The organism is Xanthomonas sp. LF07-6 (assembly GCF_034105445.1).
Lineage (GTDB): Bacteria > Pseudomonadota > Gammaproteobacteria > Xanthomonadales > Xanthomonadaceae > Xanthomonas_A > Xanthomonas_A sontii.
In genome coordinates, this window is the sequence record NZ_JAXGGI010000015.1 from 1 (window position 1) to 19583 (window position 19583).

A 19583-nucleotide genomic window follows, 5' to 3' on the forward strand; every position below is an offset into this window, starting at 1 on the left:
GATCAGTCGGAAGACATGACGCCTGTTTAGGGGCGACATGTCCAGATACAAGGAGCGGCTTGAACCGCTCCTCCCCATGGCCTTCGCCGCTGCTGGAGGTGCCCTTCAGTCGCGACAGGGCCTTCCCGAGAACGGCGTCGCAACGGAGGCGCCTCCAACAAGCGGACGCCGGCTCAGCGCGCCTCGCGCAGCCAGCGCGCCACCTGCGGCGCGAAGTAGGTCAGCACGCCGTCGGCGCCGGCGCGCTTGAACGCCATCAGCGACTCCAGCACGCAGGCGCGCTCGTCCAGCCAGCCGTTGCCGATCGCCGCCTTGAGCATCGCGTACTCGCCGCTGACCTGGTAGGCGAAGGTGGGCACGCGGAATTCGTCCTTCACCCGCCGCACCACGTCCAGGTAGGGCATGCCGGGCTTGACCATCACCATGTCCGCACCTTCTTCCAGGTCCAGCGCGATCTCGCGCAAGGCCTCGTCGCCGTTGGCCGGGTCCATCTGGTAGGTGGTCTTGTCGGCCTTGCCGAGGTTGCCGGCGCTGCCCACCGCCTCGCGGAATGGGCCGTAGAACGCCGAGGCGTACTTGGCCGAGTAGGCCATGATGCGCACGTGCAGATGTTCGTCGGCATCCAGCGCGCGGCGGATCGCGCCGATGCGTCCGTCCATCATGTCTGAGGGCGAGACGATGTCCACGCCGGCCTGCGCATGCGACAGCGATTGCCGCACCAGCGCCTCGACGGTGATGTCGTTGAGCACGTAGCCGCGGTCGTCGATGATGCCGTCCTGGCCGTGGCTGGTGTACGGATCCAGCGCCACGTCGGTCATCACGCCCAGCTCCGGGAAGCGCATCTTCAGCGCGCGCACCGCGCGTTGCGCCAGGCCGTCCGGGTTCCAGGCCTCGGCCGCGTCCAGCGACTTGCCGGCCGGGTCGATCACCGGGAACAGGTCGATCACCGGGATGCCCAGTTCCAGCGCGGCCTCGGCCTCTTTCAGCAGTTCTTCGATCGACAGCCGCTCCACGCCCGGCATGGACGCGATCGGGGTGCGCCCGGGCACGTCGTGCACGAACACCGGCCAGATCAGGTCGTCGACGGTGAGGGTGTGTTCGCGCATCAGGCGGCGCGAAAAGGCATCGCGGCGCATGCGCCGGGGGCGATAGTGGGGATGGGCCACGTGCAGGCTCCTGGGTGGGCGGATGTTGGGAGGCCGCGCCAGTCGCGCGGCCGATGCCGCCAGGCACCGCAGGCCGCGCCGCCGGCACCGGCGTGAACGCAGGGCGGCCCGTGCGCGGGCCGCCGTCGGCTGGGCATGTTACTCCCGCCGGCACGGTGCGCAGCGCGACATGCTGCAACACAGCATGCCGGTCGCCCGGCACGCAGGTCAGATCACCCCGCCGCCCAGGCTCAACCGGATCACCCCGACCACGATCACCAGCGTATTGAGCATCAGGCCGGTCTTGGCGCGGCCGCGGTTGGGCGCCGCGGTGAACAGCAACCCGATCGCGGCGATCAGCGCGCCGACCGCAGCGAACGGGATCAGGAACCAGTTGCCCCAGCCGAGCAGCGGGATGAAGGCCAGGATCATCCACAGCAACGCCACGATGCCCCACAGCAGACTGATCAGGCCCATGCCGGCCTCCGTGCGAATGTGAGCCTGCACCATAGCGCGCGGCGAACGCCAGGCAACCCAACTCTTGGCACGGGGATCACGGCGGCCCTGCGAGGGTGCGACAGCGGCGGGTTCGGCACGATTCACCCGGCCCGCCTATGATCGCGTGAGATCCGAACACGGGGGTAAGGCCATGAACATCCGACCGCTGTTGCCGCTGGCGCTGCTGCTGGCCCTGGCCGGCTGCGCCAGTTCCTCGAAGGTGATGGTCGGCGCGGCGCGCCCGCCGATCGACCCGGCACTGGTGCAGATCTACTCCGCGCCGCCGCCGGGGGCGGTGGATATCGCCCAGCTCGAAGCCTCCAGCGCGGCCGGCTTCGGCACCCAGGGCCAGACCGACGCGGCGGTGGACCGGCTCAAGCGCGACGCGGCCAAGCTCGGCGCCAACGGCGTGGTGCTGATGGGCGTGGGCTCGCAGCGCTCCGGCGGCGGCCTGTCGGTCGGCGCGGGCAGCTACGGCGGCCACGTCGGCGGCGGCCTGGGCATCGGCATCCCCACCACGCAGAAGCGCGCCGCCGGCATGGCGATCTGGGTACCGCCGGGGGCGCAGGCGCCAGCGGCAGCTGGACCGCAACCTGCGCCGCCCCCCGCTCGCTGAATCGAGTCAGGTCGGTCGGCAACCGCTGACCTGCCCTGTCGATGCGCCGGCTCTGGCACATGCACCGCTCCCCCGAAACGAATCGTCCGGGTCCCCCGGGCCAGCGGATTGGCCCGACAGCGAGCACCCTCCGCCGCTGAAACCCTTGCTAAGCTATTTGCAGGCAGAATCGACCGGACCCCTTCAAGGGTGCGGGTTCGGGATGCCGCTCGCCACGCAGTGACACGTTTGGTCCGAACGTCTGGGATGGACCGCTTTCGACAGAGGGAAGTGCGATGAAGAAGTTGATCTGGATTCTGGTTGCGTTCCTTGGGCTGCAGGGCGTCGCTGGTGCGGAGGAAGCCTATGAAAACCTGTCTTGCCGTTCCAACGACCCGTTCGTGTTCTGTACGCAAGGTTGCAAACCACCCGACCGACATTGGAGACCCGTAGGTACCGGCAGCGGATGGGCGCCGATTGCCCCCTACTGTCCCTACCCCACGGTCGTCGGCACCAAATACTGCAAAGGGTGGTCCGTCATTGCGTACAACGCATGGTGGGAACGCCAGCGCATCTGCCACGTCGGCGGCGGCAAGGCCAGCGACTGGACGGGACGGCAGCGGCCAGAAACCGTTCCAGGAAATCACTGAGAGCGGCGTCCAACCATCAAGGGTTCAGCCCGACAACGCCTCACTTGCGCTGCGACGGCACGAACTCCTCGTCCACCGCCGCGGCCAGCTGGTCCGGGGGCAACAGCCCCTGGTCCAGCAGGAAGTTGTTGAACTTCAGGCGGTCGAACCTGGCGCCCAGCGCCAGTTCGGTGCGCATGCGCAGTTCCAGGATGCGGCTGTAGCCGTAGAAGTAGCTGCCGGCCTGTCCGGGCGCGCGCACCATGTAGCGGTCCAGCTCCTGCCGGGCCATCGCCGGCGACAGGCCGACGTCGTTCTCCAGCACCAGGCGCGCACGCTCGCGGTCGATCAGGCCGAGATTGAGCATCGGGTCGAGCATGGCCCGCGCCGCGCGCAGCAGGCGGAACTGCAAGGCGATCAACTGCCCGTCCAGCGGCTCGTACGGCACCATCTCGGCCTCGGCGTACAGCGCCCAGCCTTCGACGTTGACCGAGTTGAACGCGAACAGGCTGCGCGCCAGCGACACGCCGCGCTCGACCATGGCGGTGAACTGCAGTTCGTGGCCGGGCCGGCCCTCGTGCGCGCTCAGCGTCCATGCCGCGGCACCGAAGTTGAAGTCGTCGTAGTGCTCGCCCTTGCCGGCGCTGTCCGGATTGCCCAGCGGCAGCACGAAGGTGCCCTGCTCGCCGGTGTTGCCGACCAGCGGCGCCGGGCGGAAATGCGGCGCCGGTTGCGCGGCGCTTTCCGCCGGCGAGCCCAGGCGCATCTGCATCGGCCGTTGCGGCACGTCGACGATGCGCTGCTGGCGGATGATCGGATCGATGCGGTCGATGACGCTGCGGTAGTGGGCTTCGAGCTTGTCGTCGGCAATGGTGTCGCGCTTGAGCGCGCGCAGCACCGTGCGGTAGTCGCGGGCATCGTCGCCGCGCAGGCCCTTGGCCGCGGCCACCTGCGGCGCCAGCTGCTGCATCGCCGCGCGGGTTTCCATGAATTCCAGCTGCGCGCGCTGCATCAGCACCTGCGGTGCGATGTCGATGCCGACCTGCTTGAGCTGGAACGCATACAGCTCGGGCGGCAGGCGCGCATCCTCGCGCGCCTGCGGCAGCACCACCGTGCGCGTCCACGTGGCGTAGTCCTGGAACTGCTTGTCCAGCGCCGCCAGCGCCGCATCCGCGCCGGTGATCTTGTACTCGGCGAACAGCGAACGAATGCCCTTGGCGTAGGTATCGACGTTGCTCAAGGCCTGCTCGACCTCGCGCCTGGTCGGCTGCAGGAGGTTGCCGTCGGCGCGCTTTTCTTCGTAGCGTTGCCGCGCCAGCAGCAGGATCGAGGTGCTGCCCGGCGCCAGGCCGACGTAGCGCTGCAGCCGCAGCAGCGCCTTGGCGCGGCGCGCCGCCGGCACCTGCTCGGACAACAGGTTGTTGATGCCGCCGAACACGTGCTGCGGCGCGTCGGTCCATGGCAGCAAGAAACGCTCGTTGAGCGTGCTGCCCTCGATGGACTGGTCGGCGGCGTGGATCAGGATCGCCAGATCCTGGCGCACGTTCGGATCGCGCTCCACCTGCAGTTTTTCCTGCAGCGTGCGGCGCGCGGCAGCGGTGGCCTCGCGGAAACGCCGCGCGTTGTCGGGCCCGAAATCGGAGACCTGGTCGTCGAATCCCGGCACGCCGAAGAAGCTCACTTCCTCGGCCTGGAACGGCGCCTGCGCCTGCAGCAGGATCTGCGCGAACGCATTGCTGCGCTCCACCCAGGCCGGCGCGCGCGTGGCGGATGCGGCCGCCGGTGCGGCCGCCGCGTCCATCGCCGAAAACGGCAAGGGCGCCGCCAGTGCCAGGGTCAGGGCGATGGCGAGGACACGTGGCTTCATGGCGCAGCTCCGACAGAATGATGTCAGGACCGTACGCGGCGCGTGCCGGCTCGGCCATCTGCCGGAGGTCATGGCCGCAGCCACGCCGCGGTGCAGCATGTGGGTTAAGAGACCACGCCGCCGCGGTCGCGCACATGCTGTGCCGGCAGCAGAGCGCATGATTGCAGGACATGGGCGGTGCGATCGCGCCCTACCCAAGGCGGCCCCACCGCACCACGCGGCGCGGCAGATCGTTCGCCGCTGCTTACTTCGTCGCGTCGGCCTCGGCCGGCGTGGCACTGTCGTCGACGTCTGTGGCGGGCACCGGCAGCGCCTCGACCGCCATCCCGTCCGCCTCTTCGTCCTCGTCCTCGGCGTCCTGCCCGAGCGCATCGAGCAGCGGGATCGCTTCACCCGCATCCGGCAACACCTGCAAGGTGGTGTAGTGCCACTCGCCCGCATGGCGCTCGGCTTCGATGTACAGGGTGCCGTTGGCGCGGCTGCCGTGCAGCGACACGCTGAGCTCGGCATTGCCACTGCCGCCGCCGCTGCTGTTGAAGCTGCCGCTGGGCATGATGCCGTCCTTGATCGGCGCGCCCAGCGCAGCCGCCACGCGCGGGTCGTGTTGCGCGGCCATCACACCGACCCGGTACGGCTCGGACGACTTGGTGACGCGCGCGATGCCGAGCACGAACACCGCGATCGACGCCAGCAGCAGGGCGCCGAGCACCAGCACGATCAGCGGCACCGCCCACTTCCAGTGCCGTGCCCACCAGCCGCGCTTGGCCGGTGGCAGCGCCGTGGTGGAGGTGGGACCGGGCGTGCTGGGCAGCGGTGGCGGACTCGACATGACGTCACTCCTTGTCGTGCGGAAGCGGGAAGGTGGAAGCGGAACGGCGCACTCAGGGCTTGAGGCAGCGCGCCAGGAAGGCTTCGGTGGTGCGATAGCGGTGCAGCGCGTTGCTGCCGGACAGGCCGTGCTTGGCGCCCGGATAGGTCATCAGCTCGAACAGCTTGCCGCGCTTCTGCAGTTCGCTCATCAGCGAGGTGGAATTGGTGAACAGCACGTTGTCGTCGGCCATGCCGTGCAGCAGCAGCAGTTGCGAGGTCAGCCCGTCCAGGTGCGCGGCCACGCGGCTGTCGCGGTAGCCATCGGGATTGGCCTTGGGCAGGTTCATGTAGCGCTCGGTGTAGTGGCTGTCGTACAGACCCCAGTCGGTCACCGGCGCGCCGGCGGCGCCGCAGGCATAGGCCTCGCTGTGCTTGGCCAGCAGCATCAGGGTCATGTAGCCGCCGTTGGACCAGCCGTACACGCCGATACGCGCCGCATCCACCCACGGCTGCGCCTTCAGCCAGGCCACGCCGCGCAACTGGTCGTCCACTTCCACGGTGCCCTGGTGCTGGTACAGCGCACCACCGAAATCGCGGCCGCGGCGCGGCGTGCCGCGGTTGTCCAGCGAGAACACCACATAGCCGTGCTGCGCCAGGTACTGGTCGAACAGCGCATCGCCGCGGCCGGGCCAGCCGTCGACCACGGTCTGCGCGGCCGGACCGCCGTACACATAGACCACCACCGGGTAGCGCTTGCCCGGGTCGAACCCGTCCGGCTTCATCAGCCGGTAGTGCAACTGGGTCTTGCCGTCGGCGGCGGTCATGGTGCCGAACTCGACCGGGCGCTGCGCGGCGCGGTAGGCGGCATAGGGGTGTTGCGGATCGGCCAGGTCGTTGACCAGCAGGGTGGCGATCTTTTCGCCGTTGGCGCGGAACAGCTCGATCTGCGGCGGCGTGGTGGTGTTGGACCAACTGTCGACATACACGCTGGCGTTCTTGGCGAAGCTGGCGGCATGCGTGCCATTGGGCTTGGACAGCTGCTCGATGGCACCGCCGGCCAGCGGCACGGCGTAAATCTGCGTCTGCGTCGGCGACGCCTTGGTCGCGGAGAAATAGACCTTGCCGGCCGCCTCGTCCACCGCGAGCAGTTCGTCCACCACCCACTCGCCCTGGGTCAGCGGGCGCAGCGTGCGGCCGTCTTCCGAGGCCAAGTACAGGTGCTCGTAGCCGCTGCGCTCCGAGCCCCAGACGAAGCGCCCATCCTTGAGGAAGTGCAGGTCGTAGGTGAGCGGCACCCAGGTCGGGCTGGTCTCGGTGATCAGCAGGCGCTGCTTGCCGGTGGCCAGGGTCGCCTCGATCAGCTCCAGGCGCTTCTGGTCGCGCGACTGGCGCTGGAAGGTCAGCCGTTGCGGATCGCGCCAGTCCACCCGCGCCAGGTAGATGTCCGGGTTCTTGCCCAGGTCGATCCACTGCGGCTGCGCGCCGGCACGCGGCGCGATCGTGCCTAGTTGCACCTTCACGTTGGGCTGGCCGGCCTGCGGATAGCGCTGCTCCACCACCTCGGTGTGGTCGGCGTAGACCTCCGGGCGCTTCTGCACCGGCACCTCGGTTTCGTCGATGCGCGCGAAGGCGATCGCCGAATCGTCCGGCGCCCACCAGTAGCCGGTGTGGCGGTCCATCTCCTCGTCGGCGACGAACTCGGCCACACCGTTGCCGATGGTCTCGCTGCCGTCGCGGGTGAGCTGGTGCTGCTGGCCGCTGGCCAGGTCGATCACCCACAGATTGCGCCCGCGCACGAAGCTGACGTAGCCGCCCTTGGGCGAGATCTTGGGATCGGTGACGAAGCCTTCGCCGTGGGTGAGCTTGCGCACCGCGGCGCTGCCGCTCTTGCGCAGGTCGTACAGGTACAGCTCGCCGCCGAGCGGGAACAGCAGCGCATGCGCGTCCGGCGCCCACTGGTACTCGACGATGCCGGTGTAGGCGGCGATGCGCTGGCGCTCGCGGCGCGCCTTCTCCTCGTCGCTCAGGGTCTCGGTGCCGGGCAGCACCAGCTTGGAATCCACCAGCATGCGGGTCTGCCCGCTGGCGATGTCGTACTCCCACAGATCCAGCTGGTTGCGGTCGCTGTCCTTGCCGCGCAGGAAGGTCACCCGCGAGCCGTCCGGCGCCACCTTGGGCTTCATCAGGGTCGGCCCGGACAGCGGCTTGCTGCCGGTGATGGCCTCCAGGGTCAGTTTCTCGGCGTGGGCGGGAACGATGGGGGTGGCGAGCATGAGGGCGAGAGCGGCGAACAGAGAGCGCATGAAGGTTCCTGATGGAGCACCGAGCGCACGGATGATGCGCGTGCGCCCGGGATTTGAGAAGCGCGCCGGCTCAGCGCTGTCCGAACAGGTGCTTGCGCTCGGCGTCGCTGAGCGGCTTGCCCGCGTTCGGGTTCACCTGCTCCTTCAAGGCGTAGGCGCGCTGGGTGGCCGGGCGCGCGGCGATGGCCTCGTGCCAGCGCTTGAGGTGCGGGAAGGCGGCGTAGTCGGGAGTCAGCCCGTTGTACACCTCGATCCACGGGTAGCTGGCCATGTCGGCGATGCCGTAGTCGTCGCCGGCCAGGTAGGCGCTGTGCGCCAGACGCTTGTCCAGCACCCCGTGCAGGCGCCGCACCTCGTTGCCGTAGCGTTCGATCGCATAGCCGATCTTCTCCGGCGCGTAGACGTTGAAATGTCCCATCTGCCCGGTCATCGGGCCGAGCCCGGCCATCTGCCAGAACAGCCATTCCAGCGCGACCACGCGCCCGCGCGGATCGGCCGGGAGGAAGCGGCCGGTCTTCTCGGCCAGATACAGCAGGATCGCGCCGGATTCGAACACGCTCTGCGGCGCGCCGCCGTCGGCCGGGGCGTGGTCGACGATGGCCGGCATCTTGTTGTTGGGCGAGATCGCCAGGAATTCGGGCGCGAACTGCTCGCCGGCACCGATGTTGACCGGCTTGAGCGTGTAGTCCAGCCCGGCTTCCTCGAGGAACAGGGTGACCTTGTGCCCATTGGGGGTGGGCCAGTAGTACAGATCGATCATGGCGGCGTTCCTGGACAGGGGATCCCGAGTGTAGCGGCGGCCCCCGGCTTGGCAGCGTCATCGCCGGCCGGGTACCCTGGCCGCTCCCGCAACGCAGCATTCCAGACCACGCCATGACTCCAGAGCGGCCCCGCCTGCATCCCCTGTCCAACCTGATCTTCGCCTCGCGCTGGCTGCAGTTGCCGCTGTACCTGGGACTGATCGTCGCCCAGGGCGTCTACGTGTTCCTGTTCGGCAAGGAACTGTGGCACCTGATCCACGAGGCGCCGAGCCTGGGCGAGCAGCAGATCATGCTGATCGTGCTCGGCCTGATCGACGTGGTGATGATCTCCAACCTGCTGGTGATGGTGATCGTCGGCGGCTACGAGACCTTCGTGTCGCGGCTGGGCCTGGAGGGCCATCCGGACCAGCCGGAGTGGCTGAGCCACGTCAACGCCAGCGTGCTCAAGGTCAAGCTGGCGCTGTCGATCATCGGCATCTCCTCGATCCACCTGCTCAAGACCTTCATCGCGGTCGGCGCGCTCGGCGGCATGCCGATGTGCTCGCCGGAACAGCTGGCCAGCGCCGTGGGGACGGTGGACCTGAAGAGTTGCGCGACGCTGACCGCCACCGGCGTGCTGTGGCAGACCATCATCCATGGCATCTTCATCCTGTCGGCGATCGGCATCGCCTGGACCGACCGGATCATGTCCGCGTCCGCGCCGGCGCGGCCGGCGCATTGACCGGCGCGCGCCGCGTCACGCTTTTTGCCGCATGGCAGCGGCTGCCACGCACGCGGCGGCCGCGGATGCTAGATTGACCGATGGGGTGCGCTGGCGGCATGGGGGCCGCAGCACCGCGAACGCACCGCCGTCGCATCGTTGATTGCCAACACCGGGGATTCAGGGGGACGCATGTCGCAACTCACCACACTCGCCAAGGCGCGCCGGGTCGCGCCGATCCTGTTGCTGGCCGCGCTGGCGGCCTGCTCCAAGCAGGAAGAGGCCGCACCACCCAGCGCTGCACCGGCCACCGCCGCGGCCAACGCACCGGCACCGCCGGCGGTCTCGGCCAAGGTGCAGTCGATGGGCACCGAACAGTTGCACGACTCGGCCAGCCAGGCGCTGCGCGAGAACCGCATGTATGCACCGGCCGGCAACAACGCGGTCGAGTACTACCTGGCGTTGCGCGACAAGCAGCCGGACGACGCCGGGGTCAAGAGCGCGCTGACCGACCTGATGCCGTACACGCTGATCGCCGCCGAACAGAGCATCAACCGCGAGGACTTTCCGGAAGCCCAGCGCCTGATCGGCCTGATCGAGAAGATGGATCCGCAGGCGCCGGCGCTGCCGCGGCTCAAGCAGGGCGTGAGCAAGGGCATGGAGGCCGTGGCCCAGCGCAGCCAGGACGAGACCGACAAGGCCAAGAAGGACGCCGAGCAGAAGGCCAAGCTGGCGGCCGAGCAGCAGAAACAGGCGCAGCAGCAGGCCAGCGAGGCGCAGGCGGCGCAGCAGATCGCCGCACAGCAGGAGGCCGCGCGCCGCGAGAGCGCACGCCAGGAGGCCGAACGCCAGGCCGCCGCGCGCCCCGCCACGCCCGCCGCCACCGCGCAACCGACGCCGGCACCGGCGGCGGCCCCCGCGACCGCGCCGGCCGCTGCCGCCACCGCACAGACGCTGCGCCCGATCAGCACCCCGGCGCCGCGCTATCCGCCCGAAGCGCTGCGCTCGGGTACCGCGGGCGAAGTGCTGGTGGAGATCACCGTCGGCACCGACGGCGCGGTCACCAATGCGCGCGTGCTGCGCTCCACGCCGCCGCGGGTGTTCGACCGCGAGGCGTTGAACGCCACCAAGCGCTGGCGCTTCGAACCGGTCGGCGCGCCGGTGACCACCCGCCGCACGCTGGCGTTCAATCCCGGCGGCTGAGCCCAACGTTGACACCTGCGTGCCCGGCGGCGGCCGGGCGCGCAGCGAAGCGCAAGCGCAACACCGTGCCGACCGCAACACTTAGACCAGCGCGATCAGGACGTCGGTGTCATGCCAGCGCTGCGCGCGGAGACGCCGAGGCGCCCCTTGCGCCAGGCCATCCAGGTCGCGACCGCCCCCACCACCGTGCACACCAGCAAGCCGGGCAGCGAGGCCTCCGGACCGAACGCGCCACCGCTCAACCATTCCGGCACCCCGGCCTGCGCCGTGCTGCGCGCGATCGCCGGCCCCATGTCGGTCCCCGATACCGCCGCGCCGAACAGATAACCCTGGGTGAAGTTCCAGGCCGCATGCACGCCGATGGAGACCCAGAGCCGGCCGCTGAGCACATAGAACGCGCCCAGCATGACGCCCGCCTCCACCGCGATGCACAACGCGGCGAACACGCTCGCGTTCGGATTGCCGAGGTGGGCCAGGCCGAACAGCAGCGCCGACAGTGCGAACGCCAACCATGGCCCGAACGCGCGCCACAGCAGCCGCAACAGGATCGCGCGCAACATCAGCTCTTCCACCACGCCGGCCTGCAACGCCTTCCCGAGCGGCGCCAACACCGGCGCCGCCCCGGTCCAGCGGATCGTGTAGACGCCGAACGCCGCCATGATCGCCATCACCGCCGCGAACATGGCCGCTCCCAACAGCAGCCCCACGCCCAACTGCAAGGGCGCGGCGCGCCAGGCGAGTTCCGCCGGCCAGCGCCGCTCGCCCAGGCGCACCGCGATTGCGTAGAACACGGCGGCCGTCAGCGCCGTCGCATACGGCGCGAGCCGATTCGCGCCCGGCGGAAGCAGCCTGGCGCACAGCAGCGGCACCGCCGTCGCCACGACGATCATCAGCGCCAGCAACGCGATCGCCCAGAGCAGCGCCCGCAGCCAGCGCACTCTTCCCGGCTGCAGGATACGCGCCTCGCCCAGCACCAGCAGGCGCCTGGCGCCGGCCGCCATCATTGCTGGGGCATCGTGTGGATCTGGAGACATGCAAAGGCTCGCTGCGGAGGAAGCATCGGCAGGACGGACAACGCCGCTGCGCGCAGCGAGTGTGCATCACGATCGCGTTTCCTGCGCGTCTCCGCGACGGACGGGCGTGCAGCGCGCGGACCCGGCCCGCGCGCTGCCTCCTGCTCAGCTGGAGATCGCCAGCTGTTCCTGCCGGTAGCGGCGCACCGCCGCCAGCCACAGCACCGCGGCCAGGCCGAAACCGGTGAGCAGGTACACCGCCCAGATCTGCGGATCGATCGTCTCGCGGCGGATGATCTTCATCAGCATCTGGTTCTGCGCCAGGAACGGCACCGCGAACTGCCACAGCGTAGTCTTCAGCGGATACACCATCAACGCATAGCCCGGCAACATCGGCAGCAGCATCAGCCAGGTCATGTGGCTCTGCGCCTCCTTCATGCTCTTGGCCGAGGCCGCCAGATAGGTCAGCAGCGAGGTGCCGATGAACAGCATCGGCAGCAGCACGAACAGCATCTGCAGCATCGCCACGAAGCTGACGTTGAGCTGGCGGCCGATGCCGCTGGCCACCTGCGCGCTGAGCTTGAACGCGAGCAGGGTCAGCAGCAGCGAGACCAGGCCGACCACGCAGGCCGCGGCGATCTTGCCGCTGACGATGGCGCTGCGCGAGGCCGGCGTGGCCAGCAGCGGCTCCAGCGATTGCCGCTCGCGTTCGCCGGCGGTGGCGTCGAGGATCAGGTAGGCACCGCCGATGAACGATGTGATGGTCAGCAGCACCGGCAGCAGCATCGCCAGCAACGCGCCACGCTTGGCCTCGGGCGTGGCCAGGTCCTGCAGTGCCACATCCAGCGGCCGCGACACCTGCGAGTCGATGCCGCGCGCCAGCAGGCGCAAAGCGCCGACCTGCTGGCCGTACATGCTCAACGCGGCCTGCACCCGCTGGGTCGGGATGTCGGCGTCGCGGCGGGTGCTGTCCTTGATGATCTCCACCAGCGCCGGGCGTCCTTCGTGCCAGGCGTTGGCGTAGTCCTCGTCGATCTTCAGCGCAAGATCCACGTCCTGGCTGCGGATCGCCCCGGTCAGGTCCTTCGGCGGCGCGACCGCGTTCAAGCCCTGCGCGGCGAGGAAGGCGACCAGGTTCGGCGCGCGTTCGCGGCCGATCACCGGAATGTCCAGCGGCTTGTCGATCTGGGTGCGCACGCGGCTCTCGGCCAGCGCGCCCATGCCCAGGATCAGCGCCGGATACAGCAGCGGGCCCAGCAGCAGCGCCAGCGCCAGGGTGCGGCGATCGCGTGAAAGGTCGCGCAATTCCTTGCGCATCACGGTGAATACGGTACGGAGCAGGCTCATGCGTGCAGTCCCTCGTCGCTGCCGATCGCCTTGACGAAGGCGTCTTCCAGATTGGGTTCGCCGGTCAGGGCGCGCAGTTCATCGGCGGTACCGGCGGCCACCACCGTGCCCTTGGCGATGATGACGATGCGATCGCACAGCGCCGCCACCTCCTGCATGATGTGGCTGGAGAAGATCACGCAACGCCCTTCCTCGCGCAGCTCGCGCAGGAAGCCGCGCAATGCGCGCGTGGTCATCACGTCCAGGCCGTTGGTGGGTTCGTCCAGGATCACGTTGCGCGGATCGTGGACCAGCGCGCGGGCGATCGCGGTCTTGGTGCGCTGGCCCTGGCTGAAACCTTCGGTCTGGCGGTCGAGGATGTCGTCCATGTCCAGCGCCTTCGACAGCAACCGGGTACGCTCGGCGATACGTGCCGCCGACAGCCCATGCAGCTCGCCGAAGTAGGCGATGTTCTCGCGCGCGGTCAACCGCTTGTACACGCCACGCGCATCCGGCAGCACGCCCAGCGCGCGCCGCACCGCCATCGGATCCTGGCCCACGTCCACGCCGTCCACGCGCACCTGGCCCTGGTCCGGCGCCATGAGCGTGTACAGCATGCGCAAGGTGGTGGTCTTGCCGGCGCCATTGGGACCGAGCAGGCCGGTGATCTGGCCGTCGGCGGCCTGGAAGCTGACCCCTTGCACCGCCTGCACGGCGCCGGCGCGGGTCTTGAATGCCTTGTGCAGATTGTCGGCGACGATCATGCGTGCCCCTCCCTGTCGAACGCTGCGCAGCTCATGGTTCCCATCCGTTGAATGAAGTGAAGGCCGGCACGCCGCTCATCGCGTCCAGGCAGGTGGCATCGAGGTGCTTGGCATCGGCGGTCTCGAAGAACTGACCGAGCAGCTTGGGCATGCAGCCCAGGGTCATGGTGCCGTGGCCCTGGCCGCGCACCACCAGGTGGCGGCCGTTGGGCAGGCCCTTGAGTACGCGCTCGGCATAGCGTGGCGGCGTCACCGGATCCAGCTGGCCGGAGGTCAGCAGCACCGGCAAAGTGGAGGTGAACGGCGCGGTGAAGTCGGCCGGGCGGGTGCCGGTGGGCCACACCGGGCAGGGCGCGAAGAACATCTGCGCCACTTCCGGACCGAGCAGCGTGTCGTGCGTCTGCGGCGCGCGATAGCGGTCGGCGTCCTCGGCGCAGATCACCGACCACTGCATGCCGCGATTCATCTGCCCGTCCAGTTGCCCGCCCATCATCTTTGCCAGCGACATCAGCGGCCCGTAGCGGCCGTTGGCCGCTTCGTCCAGCACCAGCGGCAGCAGCGACGCGGTCTGCGGCGCATAGGAGAACGAGAACGCCAGGCTGGTGACGGTGTCGGCGGTGACCCGGTCGTGGCGGCTCTCGCCGCTGGCCGGATCGCGGTAGTCCACGTCCACCGGCGCCTGCCGCAGCCGCTCCACCACTGCGCGCAACTGCGTGCGGGTATCGGTGGGAAAGCGCTTGGCGCAAGCCGGATCGGCCTTGCACTGCTCGGCCTGCAGGGCGATCGCATCCTCGAAGGTGGTGGCGAACTCGCCACCGACCACCAGATCGTTCGGCGCCACGCCATCGATGACCACGCTGCGCACATGCGGCGCGTAGCGGCGCGCGTACTGCTGGGCGACGCGCGTGCCGTAGGAGCCGCCGATCAGGTTGATCTTGTCCACGCCCAGCGCGGCGCGCACCGCATCCAGATCGCCGATCGCCTGGGTGGTGGTGTAGTAACGAGGATCCGCGCGGCCCTGCAGCGACTGCGCGCAGCGCCGCGCGTAGTCGACCAGTTCGTTCGCGGTGGGCGCGCGTGCCGGATCGGCCAGCGGCATCTCCTTGCCGTCCGGTCCCAGGCAGCTCAGCGGGTTGGACTGGCCGGTGCCGCGCTGGTCGATCAGGAACACATCGCGGCGCTTGCGGGTCTCGCGCAGCGCCATGTCTACGATGCTGGCGACCTGGGTGGCGGCCTGGCCGGGACCGCCGGCGAGGAAGAACACCGGATCCGGGTCGCTGCCGCCCTCGCCGGTGACCGGCAGCCAGGCGATGTTGAGTTCGATCTTGCGGCCGTTCGGCGCCGCCGGATTCTCCGCCACCGCCATGCGCGCGCACTGCGCCGGCACGTTGTTGGAGGCCACCGGATTGGTCAGCGTGCACGGGTGGAAGCGCAGCGCGCCGTAGCTGCGTTCGGACGTCTGCGGCGTCGGTGCCTGGGCCGCCTGGCAGGCGGCGAGCAAGAGGGTGGCCGCCGCGATGGCGAACGGCCGGGAAGGGTGTCGCATGGTTCGCATCCTTGAGTTCATGGCTTGCAGAATGCCATGCCGGAACATGGCGTCGTCGGTGCCCGGTGGGGCATGGAACGGAGTGCGCGCTTACTCGGCCTCATCGAACAGGAACACCTGCTCGATGCTGTGCGCGAACAGCCGCGCGATACGGAACGCCAGCGGCAGGCTCGGATCGTACTTGCCGGTCTCCAGCGCATTGATGGTCTGTCGCGACACGCCCAACCGCTCGCCCAGTTCGCCCTGCGACCAGCCGTGCGCCTCGCGCAGTTCGCGGATGCGGCTGTTCATTGGTAGCGGCGCGCGTTCGCGACCTTGACCACCCCATAGGTCATGCACAGCGCAGGAAACACCCACAGCATCGCGCTCGAGGCCGGCACCGTGATCACCTGCGCCGCCTGCAGGAAGCCGGCGGCCATGTAGACGCCACAGGTCAGGCCGGCAGCGATGGCGATGGATTCCAGCTCGATGCGCCGCTGCAGTTCGTCGGAGTCGCGCACGAAACGCGCCACCGCGCGGATCACCAGCGCCAACGTCAATGCCGGCAGCAGCGCGACCACCACGCGCAGCCAGTGCGCGTCGACGCTGTCGAGCAGGCGCTTCCAGAACAGCATCACCACCACGTAGGCGCCCATCGGCGGGAAGAACTCGCGGTAGTAGCGCCGCGCCAGCGCCCGCGGCGCGCTGTCGGCCAGGCTGCCCCGCGACCACCACAGCAGTAGCGCCATGAACAGGCCGCCGATGCCGACGCCCATGCATACCCCACGCAGATAATCGCTGCCGCCGAGCGGCAGCCAGGCCCCGGCCGCCAGCAGCGCCAGACTCACGCACAGCACCACGATCGCGTTGCGCCTGCAGTTGCCCATCACCTGTCCCCGATACTCAGCCGATCCCCGACCCGACACCCTCGCGGCTGCCGCGTATGCCGTGCCGACCTTTCTCCTGTCAAGCACGCTTGACAGGAGAATGCGCGCGCCAAGGTCGGCTGTCAAGCGTCCTTTACAGACAAAACAAAAATCACCGGCAAGCCAGCGCAACGAGCCCCTCTCCCGCCGGGAGAGGGGTTGGGGTGAGGATACGGGCGCGAAGCGCGCTCGACGCTTCGGAAACACGCAGCTTCGCCCTGGACGGACCGCAGGTGTGGCGGTCGCGGCCGAAGCCGCGCCTACGCGGGATGTCCGGCGCCAACGCACCCCCTATTGCTGATGCCTTGCCCGAACGACACGAAAACACCGGCAAGCCAGCGCAATGAGCCCCTCTCCCGCCGGGAGAGGGGTTGGGGTGAGGGTACGGGCGCGAAGCGCGCTCGACGCTTCGGAAACACGCAGCTTCGCCCTGGACGGACCGCAGGTATGGCGGTCGCGGCCGAAGCCACGCCTACGCGGGATGTCCTGCGCCAACGCACCCCTATTGCTGACACCTTGTCCGAACGACACGAAAACACCGGCAAGCCAGCGTAGCGAGCCCCTCTCCCGCCGGGAGAGGGGTTGGGGTGAGGGTACGGGCGCGAAGCGCGCTCGACGCTTCGGAAACACGCAGCTTCGCCCTGGACGGACCTGCAGGTGAAGCGGTCGCGGCTGAAGCCGCGCCTACGCGGGATGTCCGGCGCCGACAGCGGCCGTTACTTGCTGCTGACGTACTTCTCGCGGCGGATGTGCTGCACCGGCAGGCCAGCCTCCTTCAGCGCATCGAAGCAGGCGTCGACCATGTTCGGATTGCCGCACAGGTAGGCGATGTCGCCGTCGGCCTGCGGCGCGAACTCGGCGAGGAACTGCTGCACGTAGCCATGCCGCACATCCGCATGCGGCGCCTCCGGCAGCTCGCGCGAGAAGCACGGCACGAAGCGGAAACCGGGATGCGCATCGGCGAAGGCGCGGAATTCGTCGCCGTACAGCAGTTCGGCCGGCGTGCGTGCGCCCAGCAGCAACACCACCTCCACGCCGCGCTCGGCCATCGCCGCTTCCAGCAGCGGCAGCATCGAGCGGTACGGCGTGACGCCGGTGCCGGTGGCGATCAGCAGATAGCGACGGTTGCTGTCGCCCGGCTGCAGGCAGAAACGCCCGTAGGGGCCGCTGGCGCAGACCTGCCCGCCGATCTCCAGGCCTTCGAACAGCGCGGTGGCCGCGCCGCCGGCGACGAAGCTGACCGCGATCTCCACGGTGGCATCGGCCGGTTGTGCCGGATCGTGACGCGTGGCCAGCGAGTAGCTGCGCTTGGTCGCGGTGCCATCGGCATAGTGGAAGTGCACCTGCACGAACTGGCCGGGCACGAACGGCAGGGGTTGGCCGTCATCGCGGACGAAGCGGTAGTGGCCGACGGCCGGGGCCAGCATGTGGCGGTCGACCAGTTTCAGCGGGAATTGGGCAGGCACGGAGATGCAACAGTCTGTGGCCGGGGGCGACCCCACGAGGTCTTCTATAATAACGGCTGCACTTCTCCTGCGCCGTCGATGCGGCGCGAAGGCCCGCCTTGACTCCCGCACCTGCCCTTTCTCCCCAGACGCCGGCGCCCGCCCTGCGCGTGCGCGACCTGCGCAAGACCTACGACAACGGCGTGCAGGCCCTGCACGGCGTGTCGCTGGACGTCCTGCCCGGCGACTTCTTCGCCCTGCTCGGCCCCAATGGCGCCGGCAAGTCGACTTTGATCGGCATCATCAGCTCGCTGGTCAACCTCAGCGCCGGCCAGGTCGAGGTGTTCGGCACCGACCTGAGCAGCCAGCGCAGCGCGGCGATGCGCCTGATCGGCCTGGTGCCGCAGGAAATCAACTTCAACCTGTTCGAGCAGCCCTTCGACATCCTGGTCAACTACGCCGGCTTCTACGGCATGCCGCGCGCCGAGGCCGAGCGCCTGGCCGAAGTGGAACTCAAGCGCGCGCACCTGTGGGAGAAGGCCCAGGTGATGAGCCGCACCCTGTCCGGCGGCATGAAGCGGCGGCTGATGATCGCCCGCGCGATGATGACCCGGCCGCGCCTGCTGATCCTGGACGAACCCACCGCCGGCGTGGACATCGAGATCCGCCGCGACATGTGGCGCGTGCTGCGCGAGATCAACGCCGCCGGCACCACCATCATCCTCACCACGCACTACCTGGAGGAAGCGGAGAGCCTGTGCCGCAACCTGGCGATCATCGACCGCGGCCGCATCGTCGAGCAGGGCCCGATGCGCGCCCTGCTGGCCAAGCTGGACGTGGAAGGCTTCCTGCTGGACATCGACGGCGAGTTGCCGGCGCAGCTGCCGGCGATCGAGGGCACCACCCTGCTCGCCCAGGACGCGCACACCCTGGACCTGGACATGCCGCGGGCGATGGACCTCAACCGCGTGTTCGCCGCACTGGGCGACGCCGGCATCCGCGTGCGCTCCATGCGCACCAAGAGCAATCGCCTGGAGGAACTGTTCGTGCGCCTCACCGGCGAACACCGCGATGCCGCTGCGGCCACGACCGGCGCGGCCACGCCGTCCGCCACTCCCTGATGCCCCCACGGCGACGACCATGACCACCCAGACCGATTCCACCCTCCCCGTTTCCGACGCCACGCCCGCCCAGCGCAACTGGGTCGCGCTGGGCACCATCGTGCGCCGCGAGGTCAAGCGCATCCTGCGCATTTGGGGCCAGACCCTGGTGCCGCCGGCGATCACCATGACCCTGTACTTCCTGATCTTCGGCGGCCTGATCGGCTCGCGCGTGGGCGACATGGGCGGCTACAGCTACATGCAGTTCATCGTCCCCGGCCTGGTGATGATGAGCGTGATCCAGAACAGCTACGGCAACATCAGTTCCAGCTTCTTCGGCGCCAAGTTCGGCCGCCACGTCGAGGAACTGCTGGTCAGCCCCATGCCCAACTGGGTGATCCTGTGGGGCTATGTCGCCGGCGCGGTGCTGCGCGGGCTGATGGTCGGCGTGATCGTGCTGATCATCGCCATGTTCTTCACGCCGGTGCGCATCCCGCACCCGCTGGTGACCCTGACCACGGTGTTGCTGGGCGCCACCATCTTCTCCCTGGCCGGCTTCATCAACGCGGTCTACGCGAAGAAGTTCGACGACGTGGCGATCGTGCCGACCTTCATCCTGACCCCGCTGACCTACCTGGGCGGCGTGTTCTACTCGGTCAAGCTGCTGCCCGGCTGGGCCGAGGCCGCCACCCACGCCAACCCGATCTTCTACATGGTCAACGCCTTCCGCTACGGGCTGCTCGGCAGCAGCGACGTGCCGGTGTGGGTGGCCTACAGCCTGATGCTGGGCTTCGTCGCGGTGCTGGCGGCGCTGGCGCTGTGGCTGCTGCGGCGCGGGGTGGGGTTGCGGAGCTGATTCTGTTCGCTCCTTGAACGCCCCCCGTTAGCGCCGCCCGAACGGGGTTGGGCGTTGCGCATGGCATTGCTATCCTCCGCGCCACAGGGGTTTTACTGGCCCGCTCGCCGCGGGCCG

The 19583-nt window shown here is 69.1% G+C and carries 19 protein-coding genes; 6 read left to right on the plus strand and 13 right to left on the minus strand.

Annotation, left to right across the window (positions count from 1 at the left end; translation table 11 throughout):
• Positions 1-173: 173 nt before the first annotated feature.
• Positions 174-1166: a porphobilinogen synthase gene (hemB, locus tag SLW56_RS17765; RefSeq protein ID WP_152181559.1), complete on the minus strand. Its 993-nt coding sequence runs from the start codon at positions 1164-1166 to the stop codon at positions 174-176.
• Positions 1167-1373: 207 nt separating this feature from the next.
• The gene (locus tag SLW56_RS17770; protein WP_152236823.1) at positions 1374-1622 is read right to left on the minus strand and encodes a hypothetical protein; all 249 of its coding nucleotides are present in this window, start codon (positions 1620-1622) and stop codon (positions 1374-1376) included.
• Positions 1623-1794: 172 nt separating this feature from the next.
• Here SLW56_RS17770 and SLW56_RS17775 point away from each other — a divergent pair, with 172 nt between their 5' ends.
• Positions 1795-2259, plus strand: coding sequence for a hypothetical protein (locus tag SLW56_RS17775; RefSeq protein ID WP_017908506.1), 465 nt, complete (start codon positions 1795-1797; stop codon positions 2257-2259).
• Positions 2260-2534: 275 nt separating this feature from the next.
• The gene (locus tag SLW56_RS17780) at positions 2535-2888 is read left to right on the plus strand and encodes a hypothetical protein (RefSeq protein WP_152236822.1); all 354 of its coding nucleotides are present in this window, start codon (positions 2535-2537) and stop codon (positions 2886-2888) included.
• A gap of 40 nt (positions 2889-2928) precedes the next feature.
• On the opposite strand, the gene SLW56_RS17785 is transcribed toward SLW56_RS17780, so the two are convergent.
• The 4 genes from SLW56_RS17785 to SLW56_RS17800 form a co-directional block, all read right to left on the minus strand.
• Complete coding sequence (locus tag SLW56_RS17785; protein ID WP_295906988.1) at positions 2929-4734, minus strand: DUF885 domain-containing protein; 1806 nt, start codon at positions 4732-4734, stop codon at positions 2929-2931.
• Between the two features lie 244 nt (positions 4735-4978).
• Positions 4979-5563 carry a cytochrome c oxidase assembly factor Coa1 family protein gene (locus tag SLW56_RS17790; protein ID WP_320695243.1) on the minus strand — a complete coding sequence of 195 codons (585 nt, stop codon included), beginning with the start codon at positions 5561-5563 and terminating at the stop codon, positions 4979-4981.
• Between the two features lie 52 nt (positions 5564-5615).
• On the minus strand, positions 5616-7847 hold the full coding sequence (locus tag SLW56_RS17795; RefSeq protein ID WP_295906992.1) for a S9 family peptidase: 2232 nt from the start codon (positions 7845-7847) through the stop codon (positions 5616-5618).
• Positions 7848-7917: 70 nt separating this feature from the next.
• Entirely contained in the window at positions 7918-8607 is a 690-nt protein-coding gene (locus SLW56_RS17800) for a glutathione binding-like protein (RefSeq protein ID WP_043094212.1), read from the minus strand.
• A 113-nt stretch (positions 8608-8720) separates the two neighbouring features.
• Between SLW56_RS17800 and SLW56_RS17805 the strand changes: the two genes are divergently transcribed.
• Together SLW56_RS17805 and SLW56_RS17810 are read left to right on the plus strand one after the other, a co-directional pair.
• The gene (locus SLW56_RS17805; protein ID WP_017908501.1) at positions 8721-9329 is read left to right on the plus strand and encodes a TIGR00645 family protein; all 609 of its coding nucleotides are present in this window, start codon (positions 8721-8723) and stop codon (positions 9327-9329) included.
• 171 nt (positions 9330-9500) lie between these two features.
• Positions 9501-10511 carry an energy transducer TonB gene (locus tag SLW56_RS17810; protein ID WP_295969264.1) on the plus strand — a complete coding sequence of 337 codons (1011 nt, stop codon included), beginning with the start codon at positions 9501-9503 and terminating at the stop codon, positions 10509-10511.
• Positions 10512-10606: 95 nt separating this feature from the next.
• Here SLW56_RS17810 and SLW56_RS17815 read toward each other — a convergent pair whose 3' ends face one another.
• The 7 genes from SLW56_RS17815 to SLW56_RS17845 all read right to left on the minus strand — a co-directional run bounded on the left by SLW56_RS17815 (position 10607) and on the right by SLW56_RS17845 (position 17492).
• Positions 10607-11515: a CPBP family intramembrane glutamic endopeptidase gene (locus SLW56_RS17815; protein ID WP_320695244.1), complete on the minus strand. Its 909-nt coding sequence runs from the start codon at positions 11513-11515 to the stop codon at positions 10607-10609.
• 174 nt (positions 11516-11689) lie between these two features.
• Positions 11690-12871, minus strand: a complete 1182-nt coding sequence (locus SLW56_RS17820) for an ABC transporter permease (RefSeq protein ID WP_048491277.1) — start codon at positions 12869-12871, stop codon at positions 11690-11692.
• Positions 12868-13614, minus strand: coding sequence for an ATP-binding cassette domain-containing protein (locus SLW56_RS17825; RefSeq protein WP_017908432.1), 747 nt, complete (start codon positions 13612-13614; stop codon positions 12868-12870). The genes SLW56_RS17820 and SLW56_RS17825 overlap by 4 nt, the downstream gene beginning before the upstream one ends.
• Before the next feature lie 31 nt (positions 13615-13645).
• Complete coding sequence (locus SLW56_RS17830; protein WP_320695245.1) at positions 13646-15160, minus strand: alpha/beta fold hydrolase; 1515 nt, start codon at positions 15158-15160, stop codon at positions 13646-13648.
• Positions 15161-15250: 90 nt separating this feature from the next.
• Positions 15251-15451: a helix-turn-helix transcriptional regulator gene (locus SLW56_RS17835; RefSeq protein ID WP_010340539.1), complete on the minus strand. Its 201-nt coding sequence runs from the start codon at positions 15449-15451 to the stop codon at positions 15251-15253.
• Positions 15448-16026: a hypothetical protein gene (locus SLW56_RS17840; RefSeq protein WP_320695246.1), complete on the minus strand. Its 579-nt coding sequence runs from the start codon at positions 16024-16026 to the stop codon at positions 15448-15450. The genes SLW56_RS17835 and SLW56_RS17840 overlap by 4 nt, the downstream gene beginning before the upstream one ends.
• Positions 16027-16781: 755 nt before the next feature.
• A complete protein-coding gene (locus SLW56_RS17845; protein ID WP_267085517.1) occupies positions 16782-17492 on the minus strand; it encodes an FAD-binding oxidoreductase in 711 nt (236 codons plus the stop codon).
• A gap of 137 nt (positions 17493-17629) precedes the next feature.
• Between SLW56_RS17845 and SLW56_RS17850 the strand changes: the two genes are divergently transcribed.
• Positions 17630-18631 (plus strand): ABC transporter ATP-binding protein, encoded by a 1002-nt coding sequence (locus SLW56_RS17850; RefSeq protein ID WP_267085507.1) that lies wholly within the window; start codon positions 17630-17632, stop codon positions 18629-18631.
• Positions 18632-18650: 19 nt separating this feature from the next.
• Entirely contained in the window at positions 18651-19466 is an 816-nt protein-coding gene (locus tag SLW56_RS17855; RefSeq protein WP_017907701.1) for an ABC transporter permease, read from the plus strand.
• Positions 19467-19583 lie beyond the last annotated feature (117 nt).

Coding starts and splice junctions, on each gene's coding strand:
- SLW56_RS17775 (WP_017908506.1), top strand. CDS start 1,795: ATGAACATCCGACCGCTGTTGCCGCTGGCGCTGCTGCTGGCCCTGGCC.
- SLW56_RS17790 (WP_320695243.1), bottom strand. CDS start 5,563: ATGTCGAGTCCGCCACCGCTGCCCAGCACGCCCGGTCCCACCTCCACC.
- SLW56_RS17780 (WP_152236822.1), top strand. CDS start 2,535: ATGAAGAAGTTGATCTGGATTCTGGTTGCGTTCCTTGGGCTGCAGGGC.
- SLW56_RS17825 (WP_017908432.1), bottom strand. CDS start 13,614: ATGATCGTCGCCGACAATCTGCACAAGGCATTCAAGACCCGCGCCGGC.
- SLW56_RS17810 (WP_295969264.1), top strand. CDS start 9,501: ATGTCGCAACTCACCACACTCGCCAAGGCGCGCCGGGTCGCGCCGATC.
- SLW56_RS17785 (WP_295906988.1), bottom strand. CDS start 4,734: ATGAAGCCACGTGTCCTCGCCATCGCCCTGACCCTGGCACTGGCGGCG.
- SLW56_RS17845 (WP_267085517.1), bottom strand. CDS start 17,492: ATGCTGGCCCCGGCCGTCGGCCACTACCGCTTCGTCCGCGATGACGGC.
- SLW56_RS17800 (WP_043094212.1), bottom strand. CDS start 8,607: ATGATCGATCTGTACTACTGGCCCACCCCCAATGGGCACAAGGTCACC.
- SLW56_RS17855 (WP_017907701.1), top strand. CDS start 18,651: ATGACCACCCAGACCGATTCCACCCTCCCCGTTTCCGACGCCACGCCC.
- SLW56_RS17840 (WP_320695246.1), bottom strand. CDS start 16,026: ATGGGCAACTGCAGGCGCAACGCGATCGTGGTGCTGTGCGTGAGTCTG.
- SLW56_RS17770 (WP_152236823.1), bottom strand. CDS start 1,622: ATGGGCCTGATCAGTCTGCTGTGGGGCATCGTGGCGTTGCTGTGGATG.
- SLW56_RS17835 (WP_010340539.1), bottom strand. CDS start 15,451: ATGAACAGCCGCATCCGCGAACTGCGCGAGGCGCACGGCTGGTCGCAG.
- SLW56_RS17820 (WP_048491277.1), bottom strand. CDS start 12,871: ATGAGCCTGCTCCGTACCGTATTCACCGTGATGCGCAAGGAATTGCGC.
- SLW56_RS17815 (WP_320695244.1), bottom strand. CDS start 11,515: ATGATGGCGGCCGGCGCCAGGCGCCTGCTGGTGCTGGGCGAGGCGCGT.
- SLW56_RS17795 (WP_295906992.1), bottom strand. CDS start 7,847: ATGCGCTCTCTGTTCGCCGCTCTCGCCCTCATGCTCGCCACCCCCATC.
- SLW56_RS17830 (WP_320695245.1), bottom strand. CDS start 15,160: ATGCGACACCCTTCCCGGCCGTTCGCCATCGCGGCGGCCACCCTCTTG.
- SLW56_RS17805 (WP_017908501.1), top strand. CDS start 8,721: ATGACTCCAGAGCGGCCCCGCCTGCATCCCCTGTCCAACCTGATCTTC.